The following is a 17,926-nucleotide window of genomic DNA, read 5'->3' on the forward strand; positions in this document are numbered from 1 at the left end:
TGGTACTGGTGGCTTTGGCAGTGCCACCAATTTTTCAGTGGGGACAGACCCGCAAGGTATTGTCGCCAGCGACTTTAACGGAGACAGCAAACTCGACTTAGCTGTGGCAAGCAGCAGCGGTGTCTCAATTCTGATGGGAAATGGCATCGGCAGCTTTAGTGCCCCCGCCAACTTTACAGCGGGAACAAGTCCGATCGCGATCGCATCCGGCAATTTTAACGGCGACTCTTTCCCCGACTTAGCAGTAACGAACTCCGACAATGTTTCAATTTTGCTGAATACACCCCCGGCGGTGAATTTCGGCGCGGCCACCTACAGCGAAATAGAAGGAACAACAGACACGGTAGTTAATATCCCCGTCACTCTCAGCGACACTCCCACCGCTGACGTGACAGTGCCGATCGCAATCGACCCCAACACCACAGGCACCGAAATTTCTGACTACACTTTTTCGCCTGTAACTGTTACTTTCCCCGCAGGTGCAACAGGTGCCGCACTCACTCAAAATGTTGCAGTTACTATCAAACCTGACAACATAGCTGAAAACGCCGAAACCGCAATTCTCAACTTTGGCACAATCACCGGTGGGGTTGCAGGTACAACAAAACAAACCACACTAACTATTGCTGCTAACGGTACTGTTTCTTATGCCGTCGCCGCTGGTATTGCCAGCATTCCCGAAGGCAATACCGGCACAACTCCTCTGACTTTTACGGTGATTCGTAGCGGCGGTGCTGGTGTAGCGAGTAGCGTCAATTATGCGATCGCCGGAACTGCTACCAACGTCAGCGATTACAATAATATCGGCGGCACTTCTGGGACAACGGGTGCAACTGGCACGATCGCTTTCGCCGCTGGCGAGACATCCAAAACGATTACTCTCGATGTATTAGGCGACAGTGCGATCGAACCTGACGAAACTGTTACCCTCACCTTGTCTAATCCTGTCGCACCAGGTTCAACTCCTACTATTACCGCTGATGCGGGCGCAACAACTGTCACTAATGATGACACCGCAGGTTTCACCGTTAACACTACCAGCACGACTGCGACTGAAGGCGGTGCAACTGGAAGTTACAGTGTTAAGTTAAATACTCAGCCGACGGCACCTGTTACGATTAGCTTTGATACAGGCAGTCAAATTAATCCGATTTCGTCGATCAATTTTGACAGCACTAATTGGAATGTAACTCAAACTGTTGCGGTTGTTGCTCTTGACGATAATTTAGTTGAAGGAAATCATACAGGTGCGATCGCGCCTACCGCTACCAGTAGCGATGTTAATTATAACGGCATCACAATTTCGACTGTTAGCGTCGCTATTACTGATAACGACACTGCGCCAACAACAACACCGACTCCAACTCCAACTCCGACAACAAGTCCGACTCCAACGCCAACTCCGACTCCGACAACAACACCGACTCCAACGCCAACTCCGACTCCGACAACAACACCGACTCCAACGCCAACTCCGACTCCGACAATAACTCCGACTCCAACTCCGACTCCGACAATAACTCCAACTCCAACAACAACACCGACTCCAACTCCGACTCCGACAATAACTCCCACTCCAACAACAACTCCGACTCCGACGCCGACTCCGACTCCAACGCCGACTCTAGGTACTCCCGCTGTCATTTTCCTTGAACCACTTGGCAGTACCAACGTACTCGAAAGCTTGGGCAATGATATATACAAAGTGCGACTAAATACTCAGCCAACTGCTAATGTCACCGTAGCTATTACTCCTGGAACCCAAGTTACTGTCAGCCAACCTGCCCTTACTTTTACTTCCGCCAATTGGAATGTAGCTCAAACGGTAACGGTGACTGCGGTTGACGATGCGGTTGTTGAGGGCGATCGTGTAAGCACAATTAGCCACGCCACTACCAGCACTGATACATTGTATAATAATTTTGCCGCCCCTCTCGCAGTCAATATCAGCGATAATGACAGCCCCGGTGATGTCAAAACCCTGTCGCAAAAGTCAGTAATCGGTTTGACAGATAAGGACGATCGCGTCACAGGATCGGCATTGAATGATATTATCCACGCACGCCCCGGCAATGATTATCTTGATGGCAAAGCAGGAGATGACTTGCTTTACGGACAAAAAGGGGATGACGGTATCAGCGGCGGTGATGGGAATGACATTATTTTTGGCGGCCAAGGGATTGATTTTATTCAGGGCGACGGCGGTACTGACTTGATTTACTCAGGTAAGGAAAACGATCGCATTTACAGCGGCGATGGCGACGATATAGTGTTTGGCGACGGGGGCAATGACTACTTATTTGGAGAAATGGGGGCCGACACTCTCACAGGCGGATTGGGTTTTGATGTGTTTGCGATCGCGATCGATACTGGTGGAACAGACTTAGCCTCTGCTGATGCGATTGCTGATTTTACCCTAAATCAAGACAAAATTGATTTAATTAGCCCCCTTGCTTTTAGCCAGTTAAATATTTTTCAAGGAACCGGCGCTTTTGTTAGCGATACTATAATTCAGTATCAGGTAACAGGGGAATATTTAGCTGTCTTGAAAGGAGTCACTGCCAGCAGTATAGTTCAGGCAGTAACTTTTTAGACTTCGTATGTTGTTGCGCTTTAGCGCTAAAGCGCAACAACATACCTACCCGATTTCGATCGCCTAGTTGGTAGGGTGTCTCAGCAGTCGATCGCACTTTTGCTGTGATTTTCAGGTATAGCAACCGCTTAATTTAAATTGTGTAGCCTGTCTTTGATTTTTGTGCGAGTCCCCAATGCAGACTGACAGCGTTCCCAATAAATTTTAGCCACGCGATCGCCCTGATTCTGACGCCAACACTCGGAAAACAACCGCGTCGCTTCAGCCACATTCCCTTCCAAGTAAATTGCCCTCGCTTCCGCAAACAATTCCAGCGTAGCTAACTTGCCCTCTTTAATTTCTAGCGGATCTGCATCAAACACCTCATAAACCGTCACCGCTTCTGATTTTCCCTTGACTTTTACCGTATCGAGAGTGCGGATTGCGTACTGGGATGGATTTTTCAGGCGCGCATAAGTTGGCTGGGTAATTAACAGCGACACCCCATAATTTTTTGTCAAACTTTCCACACGAGAAGCTAAATTCACCGCATCGCTGATGACTGTCCCGTCCATGCGATTTGGTCCTCCCACAGTTCCCAGCATCAAAGAACCCGTATTAATCCCAATCCCAATCTGAATCGGCGCACAGCCAGCGTTAGCGCAGTATTGATTGTATTCAACGAGGCGGTTCAGCATAGCAATTCCCGCTTTCACCGCATTATCCGCCTCGCCGCTAAATAGCGCCATAATCGCATCGCCAATATATTTGTCGATAAACCCCTTATTTTCATTAATGACGGGTTCCATGCGAGAAAGATAAGAATTAATAAATTTGAAATTATCCTCCGGCGTCATAGTTTCCGAAAGCGTGGTGAAGTCGCGAATGTCGGAAAACAACACCGACATTTCTAACTGAACTTGGTCGCCCAATTCCACATCAATGATGCTTGATTTCTCTAAAAACTGGAGGAATTGATGGGGAACAAATCGCTCGTAAGCTTTGTTGAGTTGAGCCAGCCTGCTTTCATTTTCGCGGACTTCTGTATAGAGTTTAGAATTTTGCATTGAGATAGCAGCCTGTCCAGATAACACTTTTAATAGTTCTACTCTTTCTGGCGTAAAAGCTCCGGCTGTCAGATTATTTTCTAGGTAAACAATACTGACGATTTGAGATTGGTTAATCAGCGGCACGCATAAAATTGATTTAGGCTGATGCTTTCGGATGTGGGGGTCGTTGGTAAATTGTCCCGATCGCGCAGCATCATCTAGTACCACACTTTCTTGAGTGCGGGACACATAATTGACAATAGCAGAGGAAAGTTCTTGACAATTCTCAACCGGGATTGACTGCAACACGGTGACTTGTTCGTCATCGATTGTACCTTCAGCTTCAATTAACAGCTTTTCCTGGCTTGACAAAATCAGATATCCTCTTTGCGCCCCTGCATTTTCCATCAAAATTTTCATCAAGCTAGACAGTAGTTTATCCAGCAATATTTCGCCGGAAATCGCCTGAGAAGCCTTCATGACTGCGCTGATATCTAGGCTATTACCCGAACCAGTTGTTGTCATTGCTACCGTAGTTTTAGTGTTGTTCCTTCCCGGTTGAGTTACCGCGAATAAGTGGGGATATCGCGTTTCTAAATCCGTTACCTTAGCAGTGGCTCCCCATTCAACATAACAATAATACGCCTCAAATATGTAGGCTTGAGCAACTTTTGTTTTGCCCCATTCCCAGTAGAATTTGGCGGCTAGTTCGTTTGCCAAGGCTTCGTCATTAACATATTTGTTTTCTTGGGCTCCAGAAATGGCGCGATCGTACATTTCAATCGCCTCGGCTTTATTGCCGGACACCCGTTGCCGTTCTGCCTCAACTAAGTGCCATTTATGCAGATAATTCATGGGGGCATTTTGCGCCCACTGTTGCAGCGTGGTTTGATGAGTTTCCACCTGGGTAAGAATTTCAGCTTGCTCTATTTCTGGCTGTGTGGGGAAGAGTGCCAGGTGGGTAAGGGCTGCATAGAAATGGAAAATGGGAACAAAAACAAATCCCGATACTGCCATTAAATACGGCTTGGCTTGGGCAATATTGTCTAGGGCAGCGGTGTAATTCCCTAACCAGTAAGCAAGCAACAGTTTGTAGATGTAGACAGCAGCGATCGCCGTCAGGTCATTGTTCTGATGGTGCTTAGGAATCATCGCCGTTTCATCGTAGGCCTCGCCGATTAAGCAATCTGACAGAATATCGGCTTCCCTCAAGTTCCGCACCATCTGCTGCTTCATATCCAAATAAACCCGAGCAGAATACTGCTTCACCTGAGCCAAGGCAGCACTGTAACTTACTATTTCGGTTTCCCAAGTATCTAGTTCTACCCCACCAAAAAAGTTGGCATCAAAGTAAATACTTATGCTGTAGCCAGCGTCTAGAAAGTCGCCAGTTTCCATGCCAGCCGTAAAGCCATCTTTCAGCATCGGTATCGTGGCCCTCACAGCTTCTTGATGATGCTGAATCCAGCCACCAAACAAAAGGAGAATTATAGACTTCAATTCCCGCACATTGAACCGATCGAGCAATGAGAGTGCCAATTGCCCAAATCCATAGCCCGTTTCTACCTCTCCCAAAAAGGCACACAGCACCATTCCGTGAATCGCATACCCCACCGTCGATGCGGGTGCATTCCCAAAGGAGAGCGATAAACTCACCATCGTGCAGCTAAGAAGAGGCAGCAAACCCGGCATTCCCTGGAAAATGGTTGGAAACAACATTCCTAACAGTTGCATGGCTGCCTGAGTCTGTGGATTTGTCATCACAGGCAGGTCAACCAGTTCCTCAATTCGGATGTCTTGGAGTTGGCTGCCAAGGCTCTGTAGCGCTTTGCCCATCTTAACTTCATCAGGTTCGGCAGGGAGTTCAACTCCCAATTGTAAGAGTGCATCTCTTGCTACTGCGATCGCTTCTACGATCTGGCTCTGGGCTGACCGGGCGGCAATTTGAATTGCGTAAATTTTAACTTTGTCTAAAATTGTTTGGGCTTTTTGCAAAACCTGCGCTGCCATCTGTTCCATACCATCAAAGTCACCATTCAAATAGGCAATTTCGGCAGCAGCAACATAAAGATTCAGGGTCAACTCATACTGAAGAAGCCAGCAGTTAGCCCTCAGTAGATCGATTCCCGTTTGGAGATAGATATTTGCCGCAGTGTAGGCAGTAGAACTTCTGGCTTTACGTCCCGCTTCTAAGTTTAGTTGAGCTAAGGCTTCTCGTTCGCTTAATTGATAGATCAACTCAATTCCTAGATTTAAATGCCCCACAATATCAAAGAGTTTTTCCTCTATTTCGCTCTCCGAAGATTTTTGTAGCAGTAACTGTCCGATTTTGAGATGAGTGGCTTGTTTTTTGTCGTTGGGAATCAAGGAATAAGCCGCTTGCTGCACCCGATCGTGCAGGAACTTATAAGTTGGATTAGCAACAGAATGAGTAGGGAATTGAGCATCTGTTTGAATTAAATCATAGCCTTCTGCCATCATTAAAATAAGTCCCTCTTGCAAGGCTTTCCACAGTGCTGATGCCGTTGCTTCTGGTAGTTCTTCGTTGACTATTGCCAATGTATCTAAATCAAACTGCGCCCCTATGCACGCGGCAAGTTTGAGAACATCCTGAGTTTCGGCAGGCAACTTCTGCAATTGCACCGCCATAAACTCCACCACATCCGAGGCGTCGGCAAATGTAACTCGATCGATATCGCACTGCCAATGCCGTACATCCCAGTCAAAGATAATTTGACCATCTTCATGCAACGACTTGAGGAATTGGGTAGAGAAAAAGGGATTACCTTTGGTTTTTTGATAAACCAATTCTGTCAAGGGTCCGGCCAAAGATAAATTACAAATCAATGTATCTGCAACCAATTGATTCAGATATCCTTGGCTCAACGGTTGCAGAGTAATAGTATTCACCACTGCCCCAGACTTGATAATCTCATCGATCGTCAACATAAACGGATGGACAGGGGAGACTTCATTATCTCTATAAGCACCCAATACTAACAGATGCCCCGTATCCCCCATCAACAGTTGTAGCAATTTCAAAGATGCCGAATCCGCCCACTGCAAATCATCCAAAAACATCACTAAGGGATGTTCTGCTTGGGTAAATACTTGCACAAACTTTTGCATCAGCAGATTGAAGCGATTTTGGGCGGCACTCCCCGACAGTTCTAGCGCAGTCGGTTGAGTGCCAATAATGCGTTCCAACTCAGGAATCACTTCAATCAGCACTTGCCCACTCTCGCCTACTGCTGTCAGAATCAGGGTTTTCCATGTTTGTAATTGAGCGTCACTTTCTGATAGCAACTGTCCCATCAATTCCCGAAATGCTTGCACAAATGCTGAGAAAGGAATATTTCGCCCAAATTGGTCGTATTTGCCTTTAATAAAATAGCCCCGCTGTCTGGCGATCGGCTTGTGGACTTCGTTCACTACTGCCGTTTTTCCAATCCCCGAGAAACCAGCTACCAGCATCATTTCGGCGCTACCCGTACTGACTCGTTCAAAGGCTGCTAATAGATTAGAAACTTCAGTTTCTCTGCCGTAGAGTTTTTCGGGAATCAGGAAACGGTCGGTAATATCCCGCGTTCCCAAGGCAAACTGCTCAATTTTACCTGTTCCTTGTAATTGAACCAGACAACTCTCTAAATCGTGCTTTAGCCCCAAGGCAGTTTGATAGCGGTTTTCGGCATTTTTCGCCATCAATTTATTGATAATTTGGGACAGGATTAGGGGAATTATTGGCTCGATTTCGTGCGGAGGAACTGGCTGTCTAGCAATGTGGCAGTGAACCAGTTCTAAAGCATCTTCTGTGTCAAAAGGCAGTTTTCCTGTCAGCAATTCGTAGAAGGTGACGCCCAGCGAGTAAAAGTCAGTGCGGTAATCGAGAGCGCGGTTCATCCTGCCGGTTTGTTCTGGCGAGATGTAAGCGAGGGTGCCTTCTAAAACGTTGGGGTTTTTCAGGGTCGGCGTTTCTCGCGTTAACTGAGTAGAAATGCCAAAGTCGATAATTTTGATCTGCCCCGTCGCTGGATTGAATACTATATTAGAAGGGTTAATATCTTTGTGGATGATGTTGGCGCTGTGAATTTGCCCTAAAGTTTCAGTTGTGGCGATCGCAATTTGCAGAAACTCCTTTAGGCTAAACTTTTGCTGCTGCATCCAAATTTTCAAGGATTCGCCGCCAAAGTCCTCCACAAACATCACGAGGCTGTTTTGGTATTTTTGCAACTCATAGACTTGCACGACTCCCGCCTCTTTCAGCTCTCTGGTGATGCGGTATTCGGTGCGGTAGCGCAGCAATTCTTGAGGTGTGGGGTAGCTCTCTTTGAGAAGTTTGAGGATGAGGGGTTGGCGATCTGCTTCCCGAATGGCCCGGTAAACGAGGGAGTTGGCACTTTCGTAAAGCAGCGTCACGATGGCAATGCCTGGAATGGAGAGCATATTTATTTTTAGGGTAAAAATTAACGCTTCGTCAAAACGCACCCGGTTCGTTGTTTTGAGAATAACGCTTTAGAAAAGAACAAATTGTGTTTTTATCACAAAGGTTTAGTTTTGCGGCAGGGAAGTGGCTTTCAGGTAGTCTGGCATAGTAAGGGTAAGGAGTTATCATGCTACGTATCTAAGCCAGGTAAATTCTCCATTCCATGAATTGTCCCCGTTGCGGTTATCCAAACATCGTTAAAAATGGCCCTACCCACAGCGGTAAGCAACACTTTAAATGTAGAGATTGTCACGGGCAGTTTGTTCAAAACCCCAGACATCAACCGATTTCAGAAGAAACCAAAGAATCGAGAGAGCGGCTTTAGCAAGAAAAAATATCTTGAGCCGGGATGGTCAGAGTCACGGGGGTGTCGCCCCGCTGGTGGCAATACTATATTAATCAAAAATTGGCATCATATCATGTCCGGTCGATAAACAAGGATATAATCCAGAGCAACACCACCCCCCGTCAGATAAAGAATGCCCAAACGAATTACGAGCGCACCCGATCTGAGTATAGATGAACTTGATTGCTCGTTTCGGTGAAGGCAAAACACCGACTTGTGCTCGTAATTATCAAATTATTTGGCTTTTAGCGATCGGAAAAAACACCCCAGAAGTAATGGCTGTGACAGGTTATAGTCGCGGTGAGAGGAAATTGTGCGTTTAGCTAATATTTATAAGGCGGATTTAATTGCGATCGGCTGTCGGGGTTTGACTGGTGTAAAACGGATTTTGGAGGGTTCGGTGAGTGCTGAGGTTGTGGCTGAGGCTCCTTGTTCGGTGTTGGTGGTGCGATCGAAGTAAGTCAGGGCGGTAAATGAAAGAGTCGATCGCATTTACCTCAACCAACATACTTATTTCACTAATAGATTGCGAGATGAAATTTCGGAAAATATATCTAGTTAGTTAGAGATAAATGTTTTGAAGTTGCCTAATTGGCGATCGTTGATTGAGACAGAAGTCGGTCAGGATTTGTTTAGGTTGCAGCCTGTGATTCGGAAATATGTAATTAATCGGTTTTGTCAAAAATCGAGCTGAGGCGATACTAAATATGAGTTTTCATTCCCTAGTCTGCCTAAAAACGGCAGGACAGGAGAATTGGGAGCTTATCGGGTAGAAGCGTCCTGTGCTAACTATTTCTTGCCAAATCCACTTTGACTTAATAAACTGGTTATAGGGAGTGGGTAATCTTTTAAACCGTCGGGGAAGCAGCTTAATTAAAACTCAATAACTGTAAGATTAGGCCATGAATACAAAACCGCTTCGCTTGATTTGGCAAATTATGGCTGTAGTTTTGACCGTGTTTGGGATGACGGCCTGTTCGACTACAACTTCGGTTCCCGCTACCTCCACTCAAGCTAGTAGGCAAGAGAGCAAAGAGTTGAATCTAAAGAATGCTGATGCTTACTACAAGCGGGGTTTAGCCTACTATAACCAGGGGGAAAGGACGAAGGCTATTGCTGATTATTCTAAGGCGATCGAGTTAAATCCAAAGAATGCTGATGTCTACAACAATCGAGCGTGGTTATACTCTGTTATGGGGGAAAGGACGAAGGCTATTGCTGATTATTCTAAGGCGATTGAGTTAAATCCAAAGAATGCTGATGCCTACGCCAGTCGGGGTTATGCCAAGTATAGACTAGGGAAAAAAGCAGAGGCGATCGCAGATTTTAATAAGGCGATCGACCTTAATCCCCCCGACAAAGCTGGTATCTACTTCGATCGGGGTGTAGCCAAGGATAACCTAGGAAAAAAAGCAGAGGCGATCGCAGATTTTAATAAGGCGATCGACATTTTCCCCAAATATACTCCTGTTTACGTCCGTCGGGGTAATGTCAAGTCTGCTCTAGGGAAAAAAGCAGAGGCGATCGCGGATTATACTAAGGCGATCGACATTAGTCCCACATATATTGATGCCTACTACAGTCGGGGTAATGCCAAGTATGACCTTGGGAAAAAAGAACAGGCGATCGCCGATTATACTAAGGTGATAGACATTGAACCCGACTATATTGAGGCCTACAAAAAGCGGGGTAATGCCAAGTCTGACCAAGGGAAAAAAGCAGAGGCGATCTCCGATTATAAAAAAGCCGCTTACTTCTACAACAAACAAACAAACCGAGCCACTTACTATTGCGCTCAACAAATAGACAAAGCCGCTAACTGCAATGAACAAATAAAAAGCAGAAGTGATTACCAAGATGCTCTTAACCAAATAAAAAAGTTATCGGCACAGTAGCGATAACCTGAAATACGACTTACACTCATCAATCGGGTTTCTCTAAATAATCCTGGGTTTGGTAGCTAAAAATTAATCAAGAAACCGGGTTTCTGGTCTCTTGCTTTTGCAACAATAATGCAGGCAGAGGTTCGCTACCAAAATCAAGCAACTCACCAGCCACAGGCAGCCATTCATCATTTAGTTCTTGACAAGAAACGGCTATTACCTTATCAAAACTATCGTCGCAGGGGAGGATGACTTCATAAACAAAACCATCCTCAGCGGTTAAAAAAGTATCTCGCAGATCGATACTTCCAGACCGAACCCGTTTAAACCGACCTATAGACATGGGAACATAAAGCCATTTTCCCATTTCTTTTGTTTGGCTTGCCCAAACCGCAAGAAATATCTGTTCTGACGCATTTCGGCAAGCAAATAGGCACGGTACATCGTAATACTCGTACACTTCGATAATTTCCAATTTGCCTAGATGAGTAGACTCTGGAAGCAGGCTCATAACTATATCTCACTCACTGACATCAACAGCTTCAAATAAAGTCAAGGCTTCAACGTTAACTGGAACCCACCAACTGTGGTGAGAATTCTTAGTCCCCGGTGAGGGAGTGTGCTTGATTCGTCCTGAATCGGGAGTCAAATTTGCCACAGCAACTTTCATATTTTTAAACCTACCAGTTCTGCGGTTGACCGTGACATCATCTCTTGAGCTAAAAACAGAGAGAGCACAGGAACGGCATTCTTTTTCGCTGTCGAGAAATTGCCGATTTGGGTAAAGTTGGCGGACTGTCAAAAAATCATCAGCCGTTGCAGAATCTTGTTGAATTAAGCGGTAAACTCGATCGCACGGCCCTTTAGCGTCGTTTGGCGGGCAATCGGGTGGGAAACAGTCTGGCCACTCCATATTATGATTTCGATCGACTTCTCTACTTCCCCTTTCCCTTACTCTTCCCCAAAAACTCCCGCAGCCTCAACAAACTAGCGGTTTGCCCCAAATTTAGCGGCAACAGAGACACTCCCTCCAAGCGAGACTGCACCCATCCGTCGCCCCAATACCACTCGTGAAACCCGTCAATTCCCTGACTCAATAACAGCCGCAGACAATTCGGCTCAGCAATATCAACGTGATGCCCAACGGCCACCGGGCCAAGCCAACTCGTAAACGTCAAACCTTGCGAAAATTCTTCTGGCAAACCGCTAGACAACTGCTGCGGCCACATCCACTGCTGCAATTGACTCGGACGCAACAAGCTGTCCCTAATCGCTGTTTCCGAAGCTTCAATCTCAATCCGCAGGTTGCTTTGTTGAAAATTACCGAGCATAAGAATTTTAGATATAAGTCGAACTAACTTTAATGTAACTTATTGCCCTGGTTCTAACCTCTTCTGGGCGGGCTAGAAGCCCACCCCACAAAAACCAAATGCACTCTTTGTGGAACAGGCTTCCCTAGCCTGTTCAGGGCGGGCGGGCTAGAAGCCCACCCCACAAGCAGAAAATTCATTCTTTGTGGAACAGGCTAGGGAAGCCTGTTCATGTCCGGGCGGGCTAGAAGCCCGCCCCACAAGCAGAAAATTCATTCTTTGTGGAACAGGCATCTTGCCTGTTCTTAGAAAATAGTGCAAAATGTTCGATCGCACATTAGCCTCCATCCGCGTTCATCTACCGTTAAACATTTAAGATATTCGATCGCATCCATCGCCCCAAACCCGATTTTCGTATCGAACTGTTAAGCTCTGTTTCATTTCATTTAAATCTCCCGCCCGAACGCCTACCGCATCCCAAGTCCGTGATACCATCACACCTGAGTAATGCCTATAGAAAAAAACTGGAGAGAAAAGCTTTGACACTAAGGGTTGCAGTAGTAGGTTCAGGCCCTGCGGGTTCTTCCGCCGCCGAAACACTGGTAAAAGCAGGAATTGAAACATACCTATTCGAGCGTAAATTAGACAACGCCAAACCCTGCGGTGGGGCGATTCCCCTGTGCATGGTCAGCGAATTTGACTTGCCGCAAAGCATCATAGACCGCCAAGTCAGAAAAATGAAAATGATCTCCCCCTCCAACGTCGAGGTGGACATCAATATTGAAAACGCCCACGAATACATCGGTATGTGCCGCCGCGAAGTGCTCGATGGCTTCATGCGCGATCGCGCCGCTTCCTTGGGTGCCAAACTGATTAACGGCACAGTTCACAAATTAGAGATTCCCGGCAACAATACCGATCCCTACACTCTCCACTATGCCGACCACTCCGACGGCAGCGCAATGGGAATTCAGAAAACTCTGAAAGTGGATTTGGTGATTGGGGCTGACGGCGCCAACTCCCGCGTGGCAAAGGCGATCGACGCTGGCGATTACAATTATGCGATCGCCTTCCAAGAACGCATCCGCCTGCCGGAAGATAAAATGGCTTACTACCACGACTTAGCCGAAATGTACGTCGGCGATGACGTATCTACCGACTTCTACGCTTGGGTGTTCCCCAAATACGACCACGTAGCCGTCGGTACCGGTACGATGAAAGTCAATCAAGCCAGTATTAAAAAGCTGCAAGCAGGCATCCGCGCCCGCGCTGCCAAAAAACTCATGGGCGGTGAGATTATTAAAGTGGAAGCTCACCCGATCCCGGAACATCCGCGTCCCCGCCGGGTTGTCGGCCGAGTTGCTCTCGTAGGCGATGCCGCGGGTTACGTTACCAAGTCTTCGGGCGAAGGTATCTATTTTGCTGCGAAGTCTGGCCGGATGTGCGCCGAAACGATTGTGGAGATTTCTCAGCAGGGTACGCGCATTCCTACCGAACAGGAAATCAAGCTTTATCTGAAGCGGTGGGATAAAGCCTACGGGATTACTTACAAAGTGCTTGACATTTTGCAGCGCGTGTTTTACCGTTCCGATGCTACTCGCGAAGCTTTTGTGGAAATGTGTGCCGATCGCGACGTGCAGAAACTCACATTCGATAGCTACTTGTATAAGACTGTAGTGCCGGCAAATCCTTTCATCCAAATGAAGATTACTGCCAAAACTATCGGTAGCTTGTTGCGCGGCAATGCTTTAGCGCCTTAATTCCCTGCGGGTAAGCGCACTTTGTATAAAAAAAGCGGGCAGTCTGAAAACTGCTCGCTTTTTTTTAGAACTAAGATAACGAAACGCGAAGGCGCGAAGGAAGAAGAAGAATCGTTAGTTCAAGCTAAACTGCACCAACGTATCCGGTGCGAGGAAGTGAGAAATGTGATAAGCTCGCTCTTCTGTTTTTAGCAGGATTTTTTCGTAGAGGTAGCGCGTAGCTCGATCGCCCAAACTTTCCCCTTGTCCTGCTTGACGCCGCAGCAAACCTATAATAGCTTGCTCCGCTGTCAAATCGTGTTCCAGCATTTGGCGGCAAGAAAACACGCCGTCGGCTTCCGGCTCGAAACAGCACAGTTCGGCTAACTTGCTAAAACCCGCCGCCGGTATGCCGCCCAATCCGTTCAAGCGTTCGCCTAATTCGTGGACGCTATCTTGAGCTTCTCCGTAGCTTTCTTGAAAGAATTGATGCAAGGAGTAAAATTCTGCCCCTTCCACCACAAAATGATGTTTTTGATATTGCAGGTAAAGAGCCTGAAAACTGGCTAGCAGCGCGTTCATTCCTTCACAAATCGGTGCTGTGACTGAATGTTCCAACAAAATTGGGTTTTCAGCTATGTGGCCAAATGGTCTCAATGCACTCTGAGTCTCAGCCATGTGTGTTCTCCTCTCAATAGGCAGCTTTGTTGCCAATAGAGTCAGTTTAGCACTCTCAATTCAGCAGTCAAGCAGGGTCTGCCTCGATAGTGGAAGATTTTGTAGAGTAGGAAAATTTATTTCTAAACCTATTGAGAATAATTAGCAGTTGGGTTATGCTTTAAAAAGATCCTAGTTCTGAACGCTTCCTGAAAGTGGGGCAAACCTTCTGAAGGCAGAAGGCATAATGCAGAAGGCAGAATTTTTCAGGAAGGGCTTTTGACAATCCTTGATGTTCTGCTGAAATCTGGCTTTTAACTTCTGCAGGCGATCGGTCAGGCTCAAAAATTACTGCTAATTATTATTGTTGTAAAAAAAATGAATCCAGCAGATCCAGAATTAGAAGTTTGTGACATTGTGCAAGTTAGTTGGCTAGATAGGTGGCAAGTTTACAAACGCTTGCAAGAGCTAGAAATTCCCTGCTGGTGTGCGGTTGACGAACCTTTGCGGGCAAAAGTCAACACTGCCAAACAAGCGGCTCAGTTAATGAGCGTGTTGAGGCAAGTCAGTGCCCCTCGGCGCGAACTGGTGCAGTGGCTGGAGTGCTGCTGGCAAATGGGCTAAAGGTAGAAGGAAAAAGTTTGAGGGAAGAAGGTTGAAAGCCCAAGTAAAAATCATGATGCGATTCAACCGATAAATACCTTCAGTGGCGACGTTTTTTTGTCAAGCTCGATAATTTTCACCGAACACTCAACTAAGGAGTTATAACAATGTATAAGTCTGGCAAGCAAGTTTCCGAATTCAGCTTAGAGGGAGAAATCCTTAGCCTGATTGTTGAAGATGGCTGCAAACTTAAATATTTGCGAATTAGCAGCGACGACGATCGCAAAGTAGAATTTCTTGTTAAACTTTCCAAGGAATTGCGGACATTTCTGTTGCCTGTTTTGACGCCCGGGTTGAAAGTTGAAGTTGTCGGTGAGAAAGAACTCAATTTGAAAAACGGTAAAATAAAACTTAAAGCTCGCAGCCTCAAGCTGGCTCGGGGCCAGAACGATCGCTCGCCCGAACAGCTAGACTCTACCAGTGTGCCTGTTGGGGTATTGACATCCGACGATCGCGCGATCGGCAAAACCCAAGTCACCTCTCCCACCGTAGCTCAAACTGTAAAAGCTCCAGCAAAAACCCAAACCAAAATATTAGTATGTCAAAAATCAGACTGCCAGAAGCGGGGCGCTGGAGGAGTCTGTAAAGCATTAGAAAATGCTTTGAATTCGCGCGGTTTAGAAGACAAAGTGACTGTTCAGGGAACCGGATGTCTCAAACAGTGCAAAGCGGGCCCAAATATAGTTGTGATGCCGGACAAAACTCGCTACAGCCGCATTGCACCGGCAGAAATTCCAGCAATTATTGACAAACATTTTGCAGTTGTTAAAGCTTAGGCGATCGGGCGGGTGCCGAAAGAGTGCGTTAGACATCGGGAAAAATTATTTTGATAGGACTGGCGGCCAAAAACTCACCTCTTCCGAGTGCCGGTGCGCGCACCTTACGCCTTAATTTGAGTTCGGGTTGTAGTCCGATCGCGCCAATCGATTTAGAGGCTATTGTCCCAAAAACAGGAAAAATGACAAAAACTATCGCTTAGGGGCTTCCTTCTGGAGAATCTATAAGGATAGACTGTATCTGAGACCCTGTGACTATTGGGATAAAAAGCCATGTCAGAAGCTGATCTTCGAGCCAATCAGCACCAACCGCACCCTGCTGTTCCATCCGATACCGAACCATTGCAGTCAAATTTGGCTGCTGCTGGGGGTTTTGAGCCGATCGCCCCCCATCCGACAGACACTCCCGCAATGGTTACTCAACAGCCAGAAGAAGACTGGCAAACAGTAGATTTTCCCAACGCGATCAGCGTAGATGCAATTCCTGCAAAAGCTGAAACAAAAAACTCGCAATCTCAGACACAGCCGACAGAGGCGGGCTCGCCCCCGATTTCAGAGAATCTAAAAAATCTGCTTGGGAATGCCGAACAGGCTAAGGGCAAAGGATCGACCCCAGTCACCTTAATGCAAGCGCTCCACGAATGCAACCGCGACCTTTTGCAGCGCATCGCGCAGCTAGAAACAGCTCTCGAAGAGTCCCAAAACACCTTGCAGAATCGCGAAACTTTGCTAGAACAGCGGACTGCCGCACTCGAAAACACTCAAGAACAATTGACGCGGCTGTTTGGCAAAGTGGAAGTTTCCCATCAAACCCTCCAGGGTCAAGAAATTTTTGTCGAGAGTTTAAGAAGTCAGTTAGCAACCAGCCAAACCAGGCTTGCGGCTGTTGAGCGAGAATGTGCGTCTACTGTGCAGCGCTACAACGAACAGTTACACCAGCTAGTAGCCACAGAAAATGTTTGCAGGGAATTGCGAGCGCGCTTGCACCGCCAGCAGCGCCATACCCTGCAATTCAAAGCTGCCTTGGAAAGAAGTCTGGAGATGCCGCAAGTCAAGTCGCCGATTATCGAGCCGCCTGATGGTGCCGAGGATACCGCCAACGCGCAATTAGAATCTTTGCTGGCGGCGGTCAAAAGCTCTCAAGTTCCGCTGCCGCCAGCCTTCAACGCTTCCCCTGTCAAACCTTGGTCGGAGCCCGAAGAGCATCCAGATGTAGCGGCTGCTGAAGATGCGATCGACCATGAATCCACAGCACATCTGGAACTCAACAAATTAGCCCAAGTATCCGGCATTCAATTGCAGGAGAGCGAAACCTACCAAACTCAGGAGCCGGAAACAGAAGGAACCCCTGCGGTTGCGGAACCTCAAGTGCCGGTGGCGGAGTCTGAACCCGAAACTGCTGCTGCCAAAGTAGGCAGCCAAGAATTGGCTAGGGCTTTTCAAATTTTGAATTCCGTTGAAACCTTTGGCATTCAAGAAGTGCGATCGAGTGCGGCCAAATCTACAGCAGTCGCACAACCCGACTGGCTGACCTTGATTGCCAGTCCGCTGCGGCCTTCTAAAAAACGTCGATCGCTAGCTGAAATTGAATTGCCTAGTTTTCGATAGCGAACAGAAGCTGCTAGTTAATAAGCTGTGACTGATGGAATTCCTAGTTGGTAATTGGTAATTGCTCAGACTTACCAATTACCAAAAAGACAGTTCCTGAAACTTCCAGAAACTGAGCCTGCCTCGTTTAAGACTTTGAAGACTTCCGTCGTCACTACAAACTTAATAGGACTTACGCATTGACAAAAAACATCATCTATGTGTTCTATATAATGCCCTCACTGCCAAGGTTGGCAAAAATATGCTCGCGTACAACTAAAGTGAACTGATTCCTTTGGACTTCATACCAATTGCTAATTATCTTTTCAGAGCGCATAAACTTCAATCTAACAAAAGCTTGAAGTGAACAAAATATATGAGTCTTGATTGCATAGGTATCTCTAACCATGAACCTACAAATTCCACATACTTGTTTTATAGCTCTGTAAAAGGTTTCAATGCCCCAATGGGTATCATGAGTTGTAATAAATTCACGAATGGCTGTGGGATTTTTTCTTCATCGGTCAGATACAAAATATAGTGTCTAGAGTCTTCTTTCTTAAAGTTTTTCCTAAACAACTTTATAAATCCAAATTCTTTGACATGAGTTCTTAATCCTTCCTCTGGAATAACCAGATTTCCTACCTGGCAATACTTGTATGGCTCATTTGAGACAGTTATATTTTTTTGTATTCCCAATATAAAAGCCAGTTTCTGGTTTTTGAAAAATTTTAAGTTTTCTACTCGGGAATACCAACTATCTCCTGTTACCATTCTTGGCTTGATATCAATTCCGGCTGCACCGGAATGATATAGAGGACACGGCAGTGCCGTTTCCCTACCACGATCAATTGTAGGGAA

12 protein-coding genes and 2 pseudogenes are annotated in these 17,926 nt (G+C 46.5%); 8 read left to right on the plus strand and 6 right to left on the minus strand.

Annotated elements, in window-relative coordinates:
• On the plus strand, window positions 1-2,593 hold a 2,593-nt coding region (locus tag QUA02_RS20910), incomplete at its 5' end, for a Calx-beta domain-containing protein (RefSeq protein ID WP_333030324.1).
• Window positions 2,594-2,721: 128 nt separating this feature from the next.
• Here the strand turns inward: QUA02_RS20910 and QUA02_RS20915 are convergent.
• On the minus strand, window positions 2,722-8,064 hold the full coding sequence (locus QUA02_RS20915; protein WP_333030325.1) for an AAA family ATPase: 5,343 nt from the start codon (window positions 8,062-8,064) through the stop codon (window positions 2,722-2,724).
• Between the two features lie 203 nt (window positions 8,065-8,267).
• Between QUA02_RS20915 and QUA02_RS33680 the strand changes: the two genes are divergently transcribed.
• The 3 genes and pseudogenes from QUA02_RS33680 to QUA02_RS20930 all read left to right on the plus strand — a co-directional run bounded on the left by QUA02_RS33680 (window position 8,268) and on the right by QUA02_RS20930 (window position 10,345).
• The gene (locus QUA02_RS33680; RefSeq protein WP_445305190.1) at window positions 8,268-8,429 is read left to right on the plus strand and encodes an IS1/IS1595 family N-terminal zinc-binding domain-containing protein; all 162 of its coding nucleotides are present in this window, start codon (window positions 8,268-8,270) and stop codon (window positions 8,427-8,429) included.
• Between the two features lie 325 nt (window positions 8,430-8,754).
• Window positions 8,755-8,910, plus strand: a pseudogene (locus QUA02_RS20925) (universal stress protein); the annotation flags it as partial.
• A 442-nt stretch (window positions 8,911-9,352) separates the two neighbouring features.
• A complete protein-coding gene (locus QUA02_RS20930; protein WP_333030327.1) occupies window positions 9,353-10,345 on the plus strand; it encodes a tetratricopeptide repeat protein in 993 nt (330 codons plus the stop codon).
• A 76-nt stretch (window positions 10,346-10,421) separates the two neighbouring features.
• Here the strand turns inward: QUA02_RS20930 and QUA02_RS20935 are convergent, their stop codons facing one another.
• From QUA02_RS20935 to QUA02_RS20945, 3 genes are read right to left on the minus strand one after another with little or no spacing between them, the layout of a single operon-like run.
• Window positions 10,422-10,844: a DUF6575 domain-containing protein gene (locus QUA02_RS20935; protein ID WP_333030328.1), complete on the minus strand. Its 423-nt coding sequence runs from the start codon at window positions 10,842-10,844 to the stop codon at window positions 10,422-10,424.
• Between the two features lie 9 nt (window positions 10,845-10,853).
• On the minus strand, window positions 10,854-11,246 hold the full coding sequence (locus QUA02_RS20940; RefSeq protein WP_333030329.1) for a hypothetical protein: 393 nt from the start codon (window positions 11,244-11,246) through the stop codon (window positions 10,854-10,856).
• 22 nt (window positions 11,247-11,268) lie between these two features.
• On the minus strand, window positions 11,269-11,664 hold the full coding sequence (locus QUA02_RS20945) for a hypothetical protein (protein ID WP_333030330.1): 396 nt from the start codon (window positions 11,662-11,664) through the stop codon (window positions 11,269-11,271).
• 518 nt (window positions 11,665-12,182) lie between these two features.
• Between QUA02_RS20945 and chlP the strand changes: the two genes are divergently transcribed.
• Window positions 12,183-13,403, plus strand: a complete 1,221-nt coding sequence (chlP, locus tag QUA02_RS20950; protein ID WP_333030331.1) for a geranylgeranyl reductase — start codon at window positions 12,183-12,185, stop codon at window positions 13,401-13,403.
• 114 nt (window positions 13,404-13,517) lie between these two features.
• On the opposite strand, the gene dpsA is transcribed toward chlP, so the two are convergent.
• On the minus strand, window positions 13,518-14,060 hold the full coding sequence (gene dpsA / locus QUA02_RS20955) for a DNA starvation/stress protection protein DpsA (protein WP_333030332.1): 543 nt from the start codon (window positions 14,058-14,060) through the stop codon (window positions 13,518-13,520).
• Between the two features lie 357 nt (window positions 14,061-14,417).
• Between dpsA and QUA02_RS20960 the strand changes: the two genes are divergently transcribed.
• The 3 genes from QUA02_RS20960 to QUA02_RS20970 all read left to right on the plus strand — a co-directional run bounded on the left by QUA02_RS20960 (window position 14,418) and on the right by QUA02_RS20970 (window position 17,086).
• The gene (locus tag QUA02_RS20960; RefSeq protein ID WP_333030333.1) at window positions 14,418-14,663 is read left to right on the plus strand and encodes an Asr1405/Asl0597 family protein; all 246 of its coding nucleotides are present in this window, start codon (window positions 14,418-14,420) and stop codon (window positions 14,661-14,663) included.
• 146 nt (window positions 14,664-14,809) lie between these two features.
• Window positions 14,810-15,478 (plus strand): (2Fe-2S) ferredoxin domain-containing protein, encoded by a 669-nt coding sequence (locus QUA02_RS20965; protein ID WP_333030334.1) that lies wholly within the window; start codon window positions 14,810-14,812, stop codon window positions 15,476-15,478.
• A gap of 273 nt (window positions 15,479-15,751) precedes the next feature.
• Window positions 15,752-17,086 (plus strand): coiled-coil domain-containing protein, encoded by a 1,335-nt coding sequence (locus QUA02_RS20970; RefSeq protein ID WP_333030335.1) that lies wholly within the window; start codon window positions 15,752-15,754, stop codon window positions 17,084-17,086.
• Window positions 17,087-17,291: 205 nt separating this feature from the next.
• Here QUA02_RS20970 and QUA02_RS20975 read toward each other — a convergent pair.
• Window positions 17,292-17,851, minus strand: a pseudogene (locus QUA02_RS20975) (transposase); the annotation flags it as partial.
• Between the last annotated feature and the right edge of the window lie 75 nt (window positions 17,852-17,926).

The organism is Microcoleus pseudofavosus SVA1_A4 (assembly GCF_036700565.1).
In the GTDB taxonomy this organism is placed as follows: domain Bacteria; phylum Cyanobacteriota; class Cyanobacteriia; order Cyanobacteriales; family Microcoleaceae; genus Microcoleus.

Excerpts from the sequence above, each read along its gene's own strand:
- QUA02_RS20915 (WP_333030325.1), bottom strand. The coding sequence starts at position 8,064 with ATGCTCTCCATTCCAGGCATTGCCATCGTGACGCTGCTTTACGAAAGT.
- QUA02_RS33680 (WP_445305190.1), top strand. The coding sequence starts at position 8,268 with ATGAATTGTCCCCGTTGCGGTTATCCAAACATCGTTAAAAATGGCCCT.
- QUA02_RS20930 (WP_333030327.1), top strand. The coding sequence starts at position 9,353 with ATGAATACAAAACCGCTTCGCTTGATTTGGCAAATTATGGCTGTAGTT.
- QUA02_RS20935 (WP_333030328.1), bottom strand. The coding sequence starts at position 10,844 with ATGAGCCTGCTTCCAGAGTCTACTCATCTAGGCAAATTGGAAATTATC.
- QUA02_RS20940 (WP_333030329.1), bottom strand. The coding sequence starts at position 11,246 with ATGGAGTGGCCAGACTGTTTCCCACCCGATTGCCCGCCAAACGACGCT.
- QUA02_RS20945 (WP_333030330.1), bottom strand. The coding sequence starts at position 11,664 with ATGCTCGGTAATTTTCAACAAAGCAACCTGCGGATTGAGATTGAAGCT.
- dpsA (WP_333030332.1), bottom strand. The coding sequence starts at position 14,060 with ATGGCTGAGACTCAGAGTGCATTGAGACCATTTGGCCACATAGCTGAA.
- QUA02_RS20960 (WP_333030333.1), top strand. The coding sequence starts at position 14,418 with ATGAATCCAGCAGATCCAGAATTAGAAGTTTGTGACATTGTGCAAGTT.
- QUA02_RS20965 (WP_333030334.1), top strand. The coding sequence starts at position 14,810 with ATGTATAAGTCTGGCAAGCAAGTTTCCGAATTCAGCTTAGAGGGAGAA.
- QUA02_RS20970 (WP_333030335.1), top strand. The coding sequence starts at position 15,752 with ATGTCAGAAGCTGATCTTCGAGCCAATCAGCACCAACCGCACCCTGCT.